This is a genomic window from Sphingopyxis sp. KK2 (assembly GCF_001990265.1).
GTDB lineage: Bacteria > Pseudomonadota > Alphaproteobacteria > Sphingomonadales > Sphingomonadaceae > Sphingopyxis.
Window position 1 is genome coordinate 1 of sequence record NZ_LYVN01000034.1, and the last position, 15,289, is coordinate 15,289.

At 66.7% G+C, this 15,289-nt stretch carries 17 protein-coding genes; 13 read left to right on the plus strand and 4 right to left on the minus strand.

From position 1 onward, the window contains the following. From B1A78_RS07945 to B1A78_RS07970, 6 genes are all read left to right on the plus strand, one after another. On the plus strand, positions 1-695 hold a 695-nt coding region (locus tag B1A78_RS07945), incomplete at its 5' end, for a HEAT repeat domain-containing protein (protein WP_179102005.1). Further along, on the plus strand, positions 683-1,567 hold the full coding sequence (locus B1A78_RS07950) for a hypothetical protein (RefSeq protein ID WP_077146437.1): 885 nt from the start codon (positions 683-685) through the stop codon (positions 1,565-1,567). The genes B1A78_RS07945 and B1A78_RS07950, both read left to right, overlap by 13 nt. 270 nt (positions 1,568-1,837) lie before the next feature. After that, positions 1,838-3,661, plus strand: a complete 1,824-nt coding sequence (gene lepA, locus B1A78_RS07955) for a translation elongation factor 4 (protein WP_077146438.1) — start codon at positions 1,838-1,840, stop codon at positions 3,659-3,661. Positions 3,662-3,728: 67 nt separating this feature from the next. Further along, positions 3,729-4,349 carry a GNAT family N-acetyltransferase gene (locus tag B1A78_RS07960; RefSeq protein ID WP_077146439.1) on the plus strand — a complete coding sequence of 207 codons (621 nt, stop codon included), beginning with the start codon at positions 3,729-3,731 and terminating at the stop codon, positions 4,347-4,349. Then, entirely contained in the window at positions 4,349-5,269 is a 921-nt protein-coding gene (locus tag B1A78_RS07965; RefSeq protein ID WP_256837523.1) for a S9 family peptidase, read from the plus strand. The genes B1A78_RS07960 and B1A78_RS07965 overlap by 1 nt, the downstream gene beginning before the upstream one ends. A 23-nt stretch (positions 5,270-5,292) precedes the next feature. Continuing rightward, on the plus strand, positions 5,293-6,510 hold the full coding sequence (locus tag B1A78_RS07970) for a kynureninase (RefSeq protein WP_077146440.1): 1,218 nt from the start codon (positions 5,293-5,295) through the stop codon (positions 6,508-6,510). Positions 6,511-6,555: 45 nt separating this feature from the next. Here B1A78_RS07970 and B1A78_RS07975 read toward each other — a convergent pair whose 3' ends face one another. Genes B1A78_RS07975 through B1A78_RS07985 form a run of 3 tightly spaced genes read right to left on the minus strand, consistent with a single transcriptional unit; the run spans position 6,556 to position 7,700 of the window. Further along, a complete protein-coding gene (locus B1A78_RS07975) occupies positions 6,556-6,780 on the minus strand; it encodes a helix-turn-helix transcriptional regulator (RefSeq protein WP_077146441.1) in 225 nt (74 codons plus the stop codon). Next, a complete protein-coding gene (locus B1A78_RS07980; protein WP_256837524.1) occupies positions 6,773-7,261 on the minus strand; it encodes a DUF2178 domain-containing protein in 489 nt (162 codons plus the stop codon). Before B1A78_RS07980 ends, B1A78_RS07975 begins: the two co-directional genes overlap by 8 nt. 1 nt (position 7,262) lies before the next feature. Continuing rightward, positions 7,263-7,700, minus strand: coding sequence for a hypothetical protein (locus B1A78_RS07985; RefSeq protein WP_256837525.1), 438 nt, complete (start codon positions 7,698-7,700; stop codon positions 7,263-7,265). Positions 7,701-7,813: 113 nt separating this feature from the next. Between B1A78_RS07985 and panB the strand changes: the two genes are divergently transcribed. The 6 genes from panB to B1A78_RS08015 all read left to right on the plus strand — a co-directional run bounded on the left by panB (position 7,814) and on the right by B1A78_RS08015 (position 13,064). Continuing rightward, positions 7,814-8,677, plus strand: a complete 864-nt coding sequence (gene panB, locus B1A78_RS07990; protein ID WP_077146442.1) for a 3-methyl-2-oxobutanoate hydroxymethyltransferase — start codon at positions 7,814-7,816, stop codon at positions 8,675-8,677. A 115-nt stretch (positions 8,678-8,792) separates the two neighbouring features. Beyond that, positions 8,793-9,566: a tetratricopeptide repeat protein gene (locus tag B1A78_RS07995; protein WP_077146468.1), complete on the plus strand. Its 774-nt coding sequence runs from the start codon at positions 8,793-8,795 to the stop codon at positions 9,564-9,566. Beyond that, on the plus strand, positions 9,566-10,897 hold the full coding sequence (locus tag B1A78_RS08000) for a PQQ-binding-like beta-propeller repeat protein (protein ID WP_077146443.1): 1,332 nt from the start codon (positions 9,566-9,568) through the stop codon (positions 10,895-10,897). The genes B1A78_RS07995 and B1A78_RS08000 overlap by 1 nt, the downstream gene beginning before the upstream one ends. A gap of 47 nt (positions 10,898-10,944) precedes the next feature. Beyond that, positions 10,945-12,339: a ribosome biogenesis GTPase Der gene (der, locus tag B1A78_RS08005; RefSeq protein ID WP_077146444.1), complete on the plus strand. Its 1,395-nt coding sequence runs from the start codon at positions 10,945-10,947 to the stop codon at positions 12,337-12,339. After that, entirely contained in the window at positions 12,329-12,544 is a 216-nt protein-coding gene (locus B1A78_RS08010) for a sulfurtransferase TusA family protein (protein ID WP_077146445.1), read from the plus strand. The genes der and B1A78_RS08010 overlap by 11 nt, the downstream gene beginning before the upstream one ends. Positions 12,545-12,641: 97 nt before the next feature. Continuing rightward, positions 12,642-13,064, plus strand: a complete 423-nt coding sequence (locus B1A78_RS08015) for an Hpt domain-containing protein (protein WP_077146446.1) — start codon at positions 12,642-12,644, stop codon at positions 13,062-13,064. Here B1A78_RS08015 and B1A78_RS08020 read toward each other — a convergent pair. Then, complete coding sequence (locus B1A78_RS08020; RefSeq protein ID WP_077146447.1) at positions 13,058-14,311, minus strand: DUF418 domain-containing protein; 1,254 nt, start codon at positions 14,309-14,311, stop codon at positions 13,058-13,060. The two genes, B1A78_RS08015 and B1A78_RS08020, sit on opposite strands and share 7 nt — an antisense overlap. A gap of 129 nt (positions 14,312-14,440) precedes the next feature. On the opposite strand from B1A78_RS08020, the gene B1A78_RS08025 reads away from it, so the two are divergent. Further along, positions 14,441-15,223, plus strand: coding sequence for a Coq4 family protein (locus B1A78_RS08025; RefSeq protein WP_077146448.1), 783 nt, complete (start codon positions 14,441-14,443; stop codon positions 15,221-15,223). Positions 15,224-15,289 lie beyond the last annotated feature (66 nt).

Here is a 15,289-nt window from a genome sequence, read left to right on the forward strand (position 1 = left end):
GGGGCGGCTGCCCCGGCGGACTGATCCTTGCAGAGGCCGGCGCGATCCGCCTGTCGCTCCAGCTGCTGCCGTTCGAGGCGGCGGGGACGGCGCCGACGACGACGCTCTTCGTCCCCGGCCGCGCCGCGATCCGCGTCCTCGCCGCGGGCGGTGCGCGGCTCGTCCTCCACCATGTCGCGCTCTCGATTGCCGAAGAAGCCGGCGCCTTCACCGCCGCCGGCGCCGCGCGCTGTGCCAGCGACCCGCCGCGCCCGCTCGCCCTCGGCGAGCTGCTCGACCTCGATACCGCGCGGACCAGCTTCACCATCGCCGGCGCGTGCCGCGACGTGCTGCTCCTCGAACTCGCGGTGCAGCCGCCTTCGCCGCTGCCGATGCGCGCCTATGACCTTGCGAGCGGCCGCCTCGCCCATGTCGCGGCGTCGCGCCGCGACAGCAGCTTTCGCCAGATGGCGCTCGCCTTGCTCCGCGAAATGCAGCGCCGTGATGCCGCGCCGCTCTTCGTCGAGGCGACCCATGGACAGGATTTTGCTGCGCGCTGGAGTGCGATGCGCGACCTCGCCGCGCTCGACCCCGCCGCCGCGCACCCGCGCCTCGCCGCGATGGCGGCGCACGACCCGCACCCCGAGGTCCGCGCCGCCGCCGCCGCGACGCTCGCGCTCTACGCCGCCCCGAAAGCCGAGCCATGCCCCGCCTGATCGACCCGCCCGCCGGCCCCGAACTCGACCTCGCAGAGGTCACCGCGCGCCTCGACGAGACCGGCGTCGATCTGTCCGACGAAGCCAGCCTCGCCTGCGCCGCGCCGCTCCTCGCCGGACTCGCGCGCAACCGCGACTTTCTCGCCGACCGCGTGATCGCCGCGCTCAAGGCCAGCTTCGCCGACCAGCTCGCGCTCAGCCGCTATTCGGCGCAGGTGTTCCTGCTCCACCGCAGCCCGCGCGGCCATTTCCTCCGCGCCAACCTTTGGCCCGCCGCAAGCGACGCGTCCTATGTCGCCAGCGGCCCTGCCGCCTTCGCCTACGGCCTGCCGCACGACCATAATTTCAGCTTCCTGACGACGGGCTATTGGGGTCCCGGCTATGTCAGCGACTATTATGATTATGACGCGGACAGCGTCGACGGCCGTCTCGGCGAGCCGCTGAACCTCAAATTCGTCGAGCGCAGCCAACTCGGCCCCGGCCAGATGATGCTCTACCGCGCCCACCGCGACATCCACAGCCAGCTTCCGCCGACACGCCTCTCGGTCAGCCTCAACATAATGGAGGAAGGCGACCATATCCCCTGGCGCGACCAATATATCGTCGACCTGAAGCACGGCACCATCGCCCGCCGCCCGACGATCACCCAGGCCGAAATGCTGCTCCGCTGCGCCGTCCACCTCACCGACAATGGCAAGGACATCGCCGAGCATTTCGCCAGGGCGCACCCGGTACCCCGCGTCCGCGCCAACGCGTTCGCCGCGCTCGCGGCGGTCGAAGAGGGCACGGGCAGGGCGGCGGTGCTGGAACGGGGCCTCGGGGATCGCGACGCGCGGGTGCGGGACGATTGTGCGCGGTGGTTGACGCCATGAGCGAAATCGAGCGACTGGAAAAGCTGCTCGCGGCCTGACCGCCCCGGCGAAAAACCGCTTTCCTAATAAATCCCGCCATGCCAGCCTTCGGGTCATGGCCTTGCCTCGTGTCATGCTCCCCACCCCGTCGCGCCGGCCGGCTCCGTGGAGGGGGCGAAACAAGAGGGGTATGTGGCGTGACCTTTGTGACCTTCCGCATAAAATCGGCGGCCGCGTGCCGCGCGCGCACTCCCTGCTGACAGCGCGGCAAACCCCTGCTAACGGGCCGCGATGACGACTCCTCTCTCGCATATTCGCAATTTTTCGATCATCGCGCACATCGATCACGGGAAATCCACGCTTGCCGACCGGCTCATCCAGTTCACCGGCGGGCTGACCGCGCGCGAGATGTCGGCGCAAGTCCTTGATAATATGGACATCGAGAAAGAGCGCGGGATCACGATCAAGGCGCAGACGGTGCGCCTGTCGTATAAGGCTCACAACGGGGAGACCTATCAGCTCAACCTGATGGACACCCCCGGCCATGTCGACTTCGCCTATGAAGTGTCGCGCAGCCTTGCGGCGTGCGAGGGCGCGCTGCTCGTCGTCGACGCGGCGCAGGGGGTAGAGGCGCAGACGCTCGCCAACGTCTATCAGTCGATCGAGCACGATCACGAGATCGTCCCCGTCATCAACAAGATCGACCTGCCTGCGGCCGACGTCGACAAGGTGAAGGCCGAGATCGAGGATATCATCGGCCTGCCCGCCGACGACGCGGTGCTCGCGTCGGCGAAGGCCGGCATCGGCATCGAGGAAGCGCTCGAAGCGATCGTCACCAGGATCCCGCCGCCGAAGGGCGACGCGACCGCGCCGCTGCTCGCGATGCTCGTCGACAGCTGGTACGATCCGTATCTGGGCGTGGTCATCCTTGTCCGCGTCGTCGATGGCGTGCTGAAAAAAGGCCAGCAGATCAAGTTCATGCAGGCGGGTACCACCCATCTGATCGACCGCGTCGGCTGCTTCACCCCCAAGATCGAGCAGCTCGGCGAACTCGGCCCGGGCGAGATCGGCTTCATCACCGCGCAGATCAAGGACGTCGCGCAGGCGCGCGTCGGCGACACGGTGACCGACGCGAAAAAGCCCGCGGCACAGGCGCTGCCGGGGTTCAAGGAAGTCCAGCCGGTCGTGTTCTGCGGCATGTTCCCGACCGACGCCAACGACTTCGAGAAATTGCGCGAGAGCATTCAGAAACTGCGGCTCAACGATGCGTCGTTCAGCTTCGAGATGGAGAGCAGCGCCGCGCTCGGCTTCGGTTTTCGCTGCGGCTTCCTCGGCCTCTTGCACCTCGAGATCATCCAGGAACGGCTCAGCCGCGAATATGACCTCGACCTGATCACCACCGCGCCGTCGGTGGTGTACAAATTGAAGCTCGGCCACACCAAGAACGAGGCGGCGAAGGAGATCGAGCTCCACAACCCCGCCGACATGCCCGACCCGAACCGCATCGACGAGATCGAGGAACCGTGGATCGAGGCGGTGATTTACGTGCCCGACGATTATCTCGGCCCGATCCTGAAGCTCTGCCAGGACCGCCGCGGCATCCAGAAGAATTTGACCTATGTCGGCGGCCGCGCGCAGATCACCTATGAACTGCCGCTCAACGAGGTGGTGTTCGACTTCTACGACCGGCTGAAGAGCATCAGCCGCGGTTATGCGAGCTTCGACTATCACCAGATCGGCCACCGCCCCGGCGACCTCGTCAAGATGAGCATCCTCGTCAACAACGAGCCGGTCGACGCGCTCTCGATGATCGTCCACCGCGGTTCGGCCGAAAGCCGCGGCCGCGGCATGTGCGAGCGGCTCAAGGACCTGATCCCGCGCCACATGTTCAAGATCCCGATCCAGGCTGCGATCGGCGGCAAGGTGATCGCCCGCGAAACCATCGCCGCGCTGCGCAAGGACGTGACCGCCAAATGCTATGGCGGCGACGCGACCCGCAAGAAGAAGCTGCTCGAAAAGCAGAAGGAAGGCAAAAAGCGGATGCGCGAATATGGCAACGTCAACATCCCGCAGGAGGCGTTCATCGCCGCGCTGCGGATGGGGGATGATGCCTGACGACCCTGGCGGGGCGATTGCCAGCGAGGGGCCGCGTCCCTAATCATCGGGTACGGGAGGCTCGACGATGGCTATTTCCTCGAATTCGCTGAGCGACATTGCGGTGCACAGCCGGCTGAACGACGGGACCGCGGTGTGCCTGCGCGCGATCACCCCCGACGATGCGCCGCTGTTGCGCGCGGGGATCGCGGCGCTGTCGGCCGAATCGCGCTATTTGCGCTTCTTTTCGCCCGCGGCGGTGCTGCCCGACCGGGTGATCGCGCGGCTGGCCGCGGTCGATGGGCACGACCATATCGGCTGGGGCGCGCTGTGCACCGAATGCGAAGGCGAGCCGGCGATCGGCGCGGTGCATGCGGTACGGGGCGAGCACGACGGGCCGGTGGGCGAATATTCGGTCGCGGTGCTCGACGCCTTCCAGGGGCAGGGGCTGGGGCGGATGCTCACCGCCGCGCTGCTGATCGACTGCGCGGCCGAGGGGCTGGGGACATTGGACCTGCATATCCTGTCGGAGAATGGCGCGGCGCGGCATCTGGTCAAATCGCTCGGCGCACGCTGGCAGGGCGAGAGCGCGGGGGTCGCCGATTATCGGCTCGACGTTGCCGAGGCGCTGGCGATGCTGCGGACCGATACGAGCGTTGCGGGGGTGCAGGATGTCTTTGCGCAGCTGGCGGGCGAGGGAGGGCGATGATGCGGGCGGCGATGACGGCGATGCTGGCGGCGGCGCTGCTCGGCTGTTCGGCGCCGGCGGCGACACAGGAGGGTGCGGTGCAGGCAAAGCCGATCATGGGATGGGGCGATCTGCTAGGGCGCGCGCAGCCGAAGCCCGATGCGACCCTGTCCTATGGCAAGGACGCGTTGCAGGTAATCGATGTCTGGGTGCCGAAGGGCCAGAGGGAGGACGGGCGACCGTTTCCGGCGGTGATCATGATCCATGGCGGCTGCTGGCAGACCGCGGTCGCCGAGCGCGACATCATGAACTGGATCGCGGACGATTTGCGGAGCCACGGGGTGGGCGTGTGGAACATCGAATATCGCGGGGTCGATCGCGGCGGCGGCTATCCGGGGACCTATCAGGATGTCGGTGCGGCGGCGGACCTGTTCGCGCGCGACGGGGCGAAATATGGGCTGTGGACCGACGCACCGCGGATCGCGATCGGGCACAGTGCGGGCGGTCATCTGGCGCTGTGGCTGGCGCGGCGGCCGGGGCTGGCGGCGGACGACGCGCTGCGTGGGATCGATCCGCTGACGATCGACCTCGCGATCAGCCAGGGCGGGCTGCCCGATTTGCGTGCGGGCGCGGCGAGTAGCGGCCATGCCTGCGGGGCCGAGGCGCCCGCGGCGATGGCGGGCGGGGACTATGCGCGGACCTCGCCGCCCGAAATGCCGCTGGGCGCGGCGCGCGAGATACAGTTCAACAATGACCGCGACCGGGTAACGCCGCCCGCGACCGGCGAGGCCTATCGCGCCGCGATGGCAAAGCGCGGGCGGACGGTGACGCTGGAGGTGACCCCGGACGAGGGGCATGTCGAGCTGATCGCGCCCGACAGTGCGAGTTGGGCGAAGCAGCGTGCGGCGATCCTGCAGGCGTTCGGGATGGCGGCGAAGTGACGACGCGGGCGGAGGCGTGTGCGATGGACGCGGCCGATCCGCTGGCGCCGCTGCGCGACCATTTCGTGCGGCCCCCCGGCCCCTATTCTGGCGGGCTGATCTACCTCGACGGCAATTCGCTCGGCATGCTGCCGCACGCCAGCGCCGCGGCGAGCGCCGATCTGGTGACGCGGCAGTGGGGCGAACGGCTGATCCGCAGCTGGAACGAGGGCTGGATCGACGCTCCCGAAAGGATCGGCGGGCTGATCGCGCCGCTCGTCGGGGCGGCCCCCGACGAGGTGATCGTCTGCGATTCGACCAGCGTGAACCTGTTCAAGGCGATCGTCGCGGGGCTGCGTGAGGCCGGACGCCGCGATCCCCGGCGGCGCGTGGTGCTCAGCGAGGCGGGCAATTTCCACACCGACCTGCACATCGCGGCCGGGGCGGTCGGATGCGTCCCGGGGGCCGAACTGCGCGTCGTGGCGCGCGACGAGCTGGCGGCGGCGCTGGCGGACGATGTCGCGATCCTGTTGCTGACACATGTCCATTACAAGTCGGGCGAACGCTTCGCGATGGCCGAATGGACCGCGCGGGCGCAGGCCGCGGGCGCGCTGATGCTGTGGGATCTGAGCCACAGCGCCGGGGCGGTCGCGGTCGATCTCGATGGTGCGGGCGCCGATCTCGCGGTCGGCTGCGGCTATAAATATCTGAACGGCGGCCCCGGCGCGCCGGCGTTCCTCTTCGTCGCTAGGCGCTGGCAGGCGGTGCTCGCCAATCCGCTGTCGGGCTGGATGGGCCACGCTGCGCCGTTCGCTTTCACCGACGATTATGCGCCCGCAGCGGGCATGAAGCGCTGGCTGACGGGCACGCCGCCGTTGCTGGCGATGCAGGCGCTCGAAAGCGGGCTCGCGCTGTGGCGCGATGTCGATATGGCAGCGGTCGAGGCCAAGTCGGCCGCGCTGTTCGACATCCTGTTCGCTGCCGGGGAGCGGGCGGGGCTGGAGTGCGTTACCCCGCGCGATCCGGCGGCGCGGGGCAGCCATATCGGCTTCCGCCATCCGCAGGCCTATGCGCTCATCCAGGCGCTGATCGCGCGCGGCATCGTCGGCGACTTCCGCGCGCCCGACGTGGCGCGTTTCGGGCTGACACCGCTGACGCTGAGCCATGAGGAGCTGTGGCTGGCCGGCGAAGCGCTGGTCGAAGTGATCGCGGCGCGCGAATGGGACCGGCCCGCGTTCCGCGAACGCGCGGCGGTGACCTGAGGCGCTGGTCGAGCGCGCAGTTCGCACCGGCAACCGCGCGTTCGGTCAGGAAGGCGTGCTTTCGTCCCACTGGAACACGGCTTCGAGCGGCTTGCCGAAGCAGCGCGCGATGCGGAAGGCGACTTCGAGCGAGGGTGAATATTTGCCCTGTTCGATCGCCGCGATCGTCTGACGGGTCACCCCGACGCGGTCGCCGAGCTCGCCCTGCGTCATCTCGCCTGCGAGGAAACGCAGGGTGCGGATGTCATTGGTGAAGGGCAGACTAGCCATGCCAGCCCCTCCGATAGCTCATCAGCACGACGACGCTGTTGACGAGTTCGGCGAGGACGATGGCGAACAGGCCCATGTTTGCCAGCGGCACGCCGCTCTCGACGAAGGGCATGTACACGCCGACGACCATCATCCCGACCAGCAGCACATAATAGGCGATCGTCGCGCCGCGCCGGCGGATCGCGCGGTCGCGCTCATCGGCGCGAACACGTTCGGACTTCGGCGCCTGTGCCGACAGGATGATCGTGCCGATGATGACGGTGACAGCGTGCGCAATGGCGATCGAGCCGAAGAGCCACAGCATCGGGAACACCTCGCGCCCGGCAGGATGGCCGGAAAGGAGAAGCCCGAAATAGAGGGTATAGGCGGCGGCCATCGCGATGACGTTCAGCCAGGCGGATTTTTCGCGGAAGTTCATCGACAGGTCTCCGGTGTCGGCGCCGGCAAGTTGCCGCGCGGATTCGAGGATCGCGGGGGACATCTCAATAGCCCCGGCGATAGAGGAACAGCTGGGTCCCGATGCGGACCAGTTCGGCGGCGACGAGCGTTGCGAGCATCAGGTTGAGCTGCTGCGCCTGACCGACGCCCCAGAAGATCAGGAGGATATTGGTCCAGATGCCGACGACGAGCGGGTAATAGGCATAATGGGTGCCGCGCATGTGGAAGCTGCGGTCGCGCTCATCCTCCTTGACGTCGACCTCGGCGCGGTTGCGGATCGCGAGGAAGGCGGTCGCCACCGTCATCGCGACGATGATCGCGATGGTCACCGGCACCAGCAGCCCGGCCGTCGCCCACACGCCCGCCGGGCTGTCGGCAACCTGCCAGGGATAGACGAGGAAATACCAGCCGAACGCCAGAATCATCGTCACCAGCGTGACCCAGTGAATTTTCTCGCGGAACGCCATGCGATTCGCCTCCATGTCATCAATTGCGAACTCTATGTTCGCTATTTTTAACATTGAGTCAAGCAGGAATAACATGGACTGGCTTTGCCGCTTTCGCGCTCCGGCTTTTGGAGCTAAGCCGCCGCCCCATGTCCACACTCCCCAAAACGCTCACCTTCGACACCTCGACCAGCCGCGCGAATCCGACGCCGCAGCCGATGAAACGCCTGACCGTGCCGCGGATTCGCCAGCGCAAGGGCGGCGAGCCGATCGTCATGCTCACGGCCTATACGGTGCGCCAGGCGCAGCTGCTCGATCCGCATTGCGACATGCTGCTCGTCGGCGATTCGCTGGCGCAGGTGATCTATGGCCTGCCGCACACCGTCGGGGTGACGATGGAGATGATGGCGCTGCACGGCGCCGCAGTGGTGCGCGGCAGCTATCATGCCGCGGTGATCGTCGACATGCCCTTCGGCAGCTATGAAGGCAGCCCCGAGCAGGCGTTCGACAATGCCGCGCGGCTGCTCAAGGAAACCGGCGCGGCGGCGGTGAAGGTCGAGGGTGGCAAGGTGCTCGCGCCGACGATCGAATTTTTGACCCAGCGCGGCATCCCGGTGATGGGCCATGTCGGGCTGACCCCGCAGGCGGTCAACATCCTCGGCGGCTATGGTGTGCGCGGCAAGAGCGAGGAAGAGGCGCGCTCGATCGTCGAGGATGCGGTCGCGGTGGCGCAGGCCGGCGCCTTTTCGATCGTCATCGAAGGCGTACTCGAATCGATCGCGATCGAGATCACGGGTAAGGTCGACTGCCCGACGATCGGCATCGGGGCGTCGGCGCAGTGCGACGGGCAGGTGCTGGTCACCGACGACATGCTCGGCATGTTCGAACGCGTGCCCAAATTCGTGAAGCGCTATCAGGACATGGCGGGGGTCATCAACGGCGCGGTCAAGGACTATGCCGATGAAGTCAGGTCCCGTTCATTCCCCACCGAGGATCAGATCTACCAAGGCTGATGCGGCGTGTCGCCGCCTGATCGAGCCAAGTGAAAAGCTTGGCCTTTTGGGGAGCCGTCGCTAAGGAAGCCACCGGCGTGCGCTGTTCGGCGCCGCCCGGCAAATGGAGGAATGCGTGGCGCTGAGCCCGACGAACGACGCGGCATTGTTGCAGGAAGTGGACGAGGCCGTCCGCAAGGATCGGTTCGACAGCATCTGGCAGCGTTTCGGCCTGTGGATCGTCGGCGGCGTCGTCGCGGCGTTGCTCGCCTTCGGCGGCTATCTCTATTGGGGCCATATGCAGGACAGCAAGCGCGGCGAAAATGCCGAGGCGCTGCTCGGCGCATTCGACAAGTTCAAGGCCGCGCAGCCGACCGCCGGCACCGCCGAACTGGCGAAGATCGAGGCCGAGGGCGGACCGGCCTATCGCGCCGCCGCGCAGTTCCAGCAGGCGAATCTGAAGGCCGAGCGCGGCGACATGAAGGCTGCGGCGGCGCTGATGGCCAAGGTCGTCGCCGATACCGAGGTCGACCAGTCGCTGCGTGATCTCGCGCTGATCCGCCAGACCGCGTTCGAATTCGACACGCTGAAGCCCGAAATGGTGATCGCGCGGATGAAGCCGATCGTCGAGGCGAAGGACCCGGCGTCGAGCTGGTTTCCGAGCGCCGCCGAACTGTCGGCGACCGCGCATTACCAGCTGGGCCAGTATAAGGAGGCGGGCGTGCTCTACGGCCGCATCGCCGACACCCCCAATATCCCCAAGTCGCTGCAGTCGCGCACCGTCCAGATGGCGGGCATGCTGGGCGTCGATGTCGTCAAGGATCGTGCGGCCGAAAGCGTCGCCAAGGAACAGAAGGGCAGCGCCGCGCCGACGGCCGCCGCCACCGGACCAGCTGAGGAAAAGAAATAATGCGGAAAGCCAATTTTGTCGGCGTCGCGCTGATCGTGCTGGCGCTCGCCGGCTGCGGTGTGTTCAAGGGTGACGGCGGGCCGAAGACCCCGACCGTCGGCGACCGCGTCTCGATCCTGTCGAACGACAACAGCGTCAAGGTCGATCCCGCCACCGCGTCGGTCGCGGTCGTGCTCCCCGATCCCGTGGTCAACGCCAATTGGGCGCAGTCGGGCGGCAATGCATCGAAATCGATGGGCCACCCCGCGCTCGGCGCGTCGCGCAGCCAGATCTGGAGCGCCAGCATCGCGGGCGGCAACAACAAGCAGCGGCTGGCTTCGGCCCCCGTGGTGTCCGACGGGCGCCTGTTCGCGGTCGGCACCGATGCCGTCGTCTCGGCCTTTTCGGCCGACACCGGCGCGTCGCTGTGGAGCACGTCGATCGGCAGCACCGGCAAGGATTTCAAGGATTCGCTGTTCGGCGGCGGTGCCTCGGCCGACGGCAATGTCGTCTATGCGACCAGCGGCGTCGGCGACGTCGCCGCGCTGAATGCGGCCGACGGATCGGTGCTGTGGAAGGTGAAGCCCGCGGGTCCGCTGCGCGGTGCCCCGACGATTGCGTTTGGGGGGGTCTATGTCATCACCCAGGACAATCAGATTCTCGCGCTCAACGCCGCCGACGGTGCGGTGCTGTGGCAGGCGACGGCGTCGCTCGAAGCCGGCAGCATCTTTGGCGCCGGTTCGCCCGCCGCAGGGCAGGGCACGATCGTCGCCGGCTTCTCGTCGGGCGAGGTGCAGGCCTATCGTTATGAGAATGGCCGCGACCTTTGGGAAGATGCGCTCGCGCGCACCTCGATGGCCTTGTCGGTGTCGACGCTGTCCGACGTCGACGCCGACCCGGTGATCGACCGCGGCCGTGTCTTCGCGCTCGGTCAAGGCGGCCGCATGGCGAGCTATGAGCTGGTCACCGGCCAGCGCAGCTGGGAAATCTCGATCGCCGGCATCTCGACGCCCTATGTGGTCGGCGAGTGGGTCTATGCGATGACCGACGACGGCAAATTGCTGTGCGTCGCGCGCGCGACCGGCAAGGTGCGCTGGCTCCAGCAGCTCGCGCGCTTCCGCGTCGAGACCGAAAAGAAGAAAAAGGATCCGATCCGCTGGACCGGGCCGATCCTGGCGGGTGGCCGGCTGATCGCGGTGAACAGTGAGGGCCAGCTGGTCGAATTCTCGCCCGCCGACGGCTCGACGATTTCGACGACCGAGTTCAAGACGCCGCTGTCGCAGCCGCCGATCGTCGCGAATAACGTCCTCTACATCTTGGCGGACGACGGGCGCATCACCGCCTGGCGCTGATTTAAGGGACCGGGCCACGTCGGCCCGGACGAAACAGGGATAATATCATGGCGCGATCCGCAACGATCGCCATTGTCGGCCGACCCAATGTCGGCAAATCGACGCTGTTCAACCGGCTCGTCGGCAAGCGCCTCGCGCTGGTCGACGACCAGCCGGGGGTGACGCGCGACCGGCGCGAGGGCGACGGCGAACTGCTGGGCCTGAAATTCACGATCGTCGACACCGCGGGGTTCGAGGATCATGACGCCGCGACCCTGCCCGGCCGGATGCGTGTGCAGACCGAAAAGGCGGTACGCGAGGCCGACGCTGCGCTGTTCATGATCGACGGCCGCGCCGGGGTGACCCCGCTCGACGAGGAAATCGCCCGCTGGCTGCGCAGCGAGGACACGCCGATCATCCTCGTGGTCAACAAGGCCGAGGGCAAGCAGGGCGAAAACGGGCTGATGGAAAGCTATTCGCTCGGCTTCGACAATCCGATCGCGCTGAGCGCCGAACATGGCGAGGGCATCGTCGACCTGTTCGACGCGCTGCGCCCGATCGTCGAGGGTTTCGACGCCGCCGAGGCCGAGGCACTGCCTCCGGTCTTCGAGGGCGAAGAGGGCGAGGAAGAGGATATCCCGCTCGGCCCGATGAAGCTCGCGATCGTCGGTCGTCCCAACGCCGGCAAATCGACGCTGATCAACCGCATGATCGGCGAGGACCGGCTGATCACCGGGCCCGAGGCGGGCATCACCCGCGATTCGATCCGCGTCGACTGGACGTGGGAGGATGACGGCGAGATCCACGAGATCCAGCTGTTCGACACCGCAGGCATGCGCAAGCGCGCCAAGGTGCAGGACAAGCTCGAAAAACTCTCGGTGATGGATGCGCTCCACGCGGTCGATTTCGCCGAGGTCGTCGTGCTGTTGCTCGACGCCACCAAGGGTCTGGAAGCGCAGGATTTGCGCATCGCCGATCGGGTGCTGCAGGAAGGCCGCGCGCTGATCGTCGCGCTCAACAAATGGGACGTGGCCGAAAATGCCTCGTCGCTGTTCAACGGCGTCCGCGGTGCGCTCGACGACGGGCTGAGCCAGGTCAAGGGCGTGCCCGTGCTCACCATCTCGGGCGCAACCGGCAAGGGCATCGACACGCTCGTCCGTGTCGCCTTCGAACAGCGGGCGATCTGGACCAACCGCGTCTCGACCGCGCGGCTCAACCGCTGGTTCGAGGCGGCGGTCGATAACAATCCGCCGCCCGCGCCCGGCGGCAAGCGGATCAAGCTGCGTTACATCACGCAGGCGCGCACGCGCCCGCCGACCTTCGTCGTATTCGGCACGCGCACCGATTCGCTGCCCGGCAGCTACGAACGCTATCTGGTCAACGGCATGCGCAAGGAACTGGGATTCCAGGGCGTGCCGGTGCGGCTGAATTTCCGCAATTCGCGCAACCCCTATGACGAGTGACGCGTCGACCCCCGTGGTCGATGCGCGTGGCATGAAATGCCCCTGGCCGGCGCTGCGGCTGGCGCGGGCGATGCGCACCGATCGCGCCGTGATCCTGCTCGCCGACGATCCGCAGGCGGGGCGCGAGGTCGCCGCGCTCGCGGTCGAACATGGCTGGGCAGTGACGACCGAGGTCGACGGACGCTGGCTGGTGCGCTGCTCCTGACCCAAATCGGGTCGCATATGCGGCGTGGCCCCGAATCGTAACGGCTTTTTTACCGGCTTCGCGGCATGACGGCGCCGGGACCAAAGACCGAATTTTGATGCCAAGGGACGAACAAGTGGACGATATCCTGGTCGATTGGGATGAATTCCGCGCCACGCGCACGCAGCTCGGCGCCGCCTTCGTGCGGATATTGGGCTATTTTCGCGAAGATGGCACCAAGTCGGTCGTCGCGATCGAGGAGGCGATGCGCGCCCGCGACGCGCGCGGTCTGGTCATGCCCGCGCACACGCTGAAGGGCGAATCGCGCCAGTTCGGCGCCGAAAAGCTCGCCGACCTTGCCGAGGATATCGAGACCTTCGCGCGCCATTGCATCGAAAGCCAGGTCAGCCCCGAGGAATATCTGCCGCGCGTCGTCGAACTGCGCCCGCTGTTCGAACAGACGCTCGCCGCGCTCGAGAAGGAAGCCAATCCGCTCGTCCAGCGCCGCGCGCCCGGTTTCGGACGCGCCGTCGGTTACTGAACGACGGCGCTTTTGCGCATCGGTTGCAGGCTGAAGCGCGCCAGGCTGCGCCACAGCCATTCGAGCGGACCATAGCGATACCGCGCCAGCCACGGTTTCGACCAGAGCAGCATGACCGCCCACATGCCGATGCAGAACAGATACAGCGGCCAGCGCCCGACGTCGCCGAACAGGCCCAACCCATAGCCATAGAAGATCGTCGTCATGACGATGCTGGTGCCAAGATAGTTGGAGAAAGCCACCTGTCCCGCGGCAGCAACGCGTGCGATCCAAGCGCTCCCGGTCGCGCGCTGGATCAGCATCACGAGCAGCGCGGCATAGGCGATCGTCATCATCAGCCGCCCGGGCCCCGCCCAAGCCATGAACGCGTTGACCGCGACAATATAGTCGAATCCCGAGCGCCACTGGACCCAGCCGACGATCAGGGTAAGCAGCACCCCCGGCGGCAACCAGCGCCGCGCGGTGCGGCGATACTCCTCACGCGTCCACGCCCCCGTCAGGAAGCCGTTCCGGAACAGCGCCATGCCGAGCATCATCAGCGGTAGTGTTTCGAGCATGGTCATCAGCACGCCGACGACGGGGTTCGCGGCGCTGCCCAGTCGCTCGTCGAGGATGGGGCGATAGGGGCCGCGATAGAGCGCCAGTTCCTCGGTCACCTCCTCGTCGATTCCGCCATATTCATCGAGCAGGCTCCGGCCCGCTTCCGCCATCGGTGAGGCGGGATTGCCGGCCTGGCTTGCGACCATCAACTGGGCGCCGAAGAAGAGCGAAGTCAGCACGACTCCAAGTGTGAACAGCCCGAGCGCCCATTTGATCAGCCGCTGCGCTTCCCAGTTGCGAAAGCCGAAGGCGATGCAGCCGACCGACGCATAGAGGAAGAGGATGTCGCCCCACCAGATGAAGAAATAATGGCTGAGGCCGAAGACGGCGAGCCAAGCCATACGGCGGTAGTGGACCGACGACGGATTCTGTCCTGACGCGGCAGCGCGGTCGATGATCAGCAACATGCTGGCGCCGAACAGGATCGAGAACAGCCCGCGCATCTTGCCGTCGAAGAGCAGGAAGCCGAGCGCCCAGGCGGCGATGTCCGATGGCGTTTCGCCGCCATAGGCCTTGGGCGAGACATAGGCCATTTCGGGCATCGCGAAGGCGACGATGTTCATCGCCAATATGCCCATCACTGCGAAACCGCGCAGCGCGTCGAGCGTGATCAGGCGATCGGTGGGAATTGGGTGATCTTCACGCATATCGCGCCCCTGCTGTATTACGGCTATCATACACTGGCGCGGCGCGCTGTCCAGCCGTTAAAGGGTTATTGACATCTTTGTCAGTAATGCTATCTGGTCATCATCAAGCGATTCTATCGAGGCACGCCCATGACCCCGACCATCTTCTCCCACCCCGACCGCCAACCGCAGAAGTTTCGCCCGCTGAAGGCGTTCCGTCACTTCCGCAATCTCATCAAGGACAAGGAAGACACCGAACAGGTGTTCCACATCTTCGAGAGCCTGCCGCGCAAGGGCTTCATGGACGATGCGCGCGCCTTCGTGGAAAGCGATTTCGGCCAGCAACTGATGGTGCGCGAGCCCTATCTGCCCGACCTGCTCGACGATCATGGCTGGATCGACGAATTGCCCGAAGGCAGCGTCGGCCACGCCTATGTCACCTTCATGCGCCGCGAAGGCCTGTCGGCGGCAGGCCTTGTCGCCGAGGCCGACAAGATGGGCCGCCCCAAGTTCGACGACCAGGTGCAATGGTATGCCAACCGCCTGCGCGACACGCACGACCTGTTCCACATCCTGACCGGTTATGGCCGCGACGCGCTCGGCGAGCAGTGCGTGCTCGGCTTCACCTATGGCCAGACGGGCAATTACGGCAATTTCTTCATCGCTTACGCGGGCGGTCTCGAACTGAAGCGCAGCGTCAAGGGCGATGCGCCGGTGATGGGTGCGATCCGCCAGGGCCAGCGTAACGGCAAGGCATCGAAGGCGATCATCGAACAGGACATCCGCGCGCTGCTCGCCGAACCGCTGGAAGCGGCCCGCGCCCGCCTCGGCATCGGCGAGCCGACGCTCTATCAGGAAGCGCACCGCGCGTATCGCAGCCGCGGGATCGACCCGTACAACTTCCTCGCTGCGCAGCAGGCTGTAGCGGCCTGAGTGTTCCCCGGCGAAAGCCGGGGTCCCGCTTCGCAATGTCATGGGCCCCGGCGTTCGCCGGGGTTC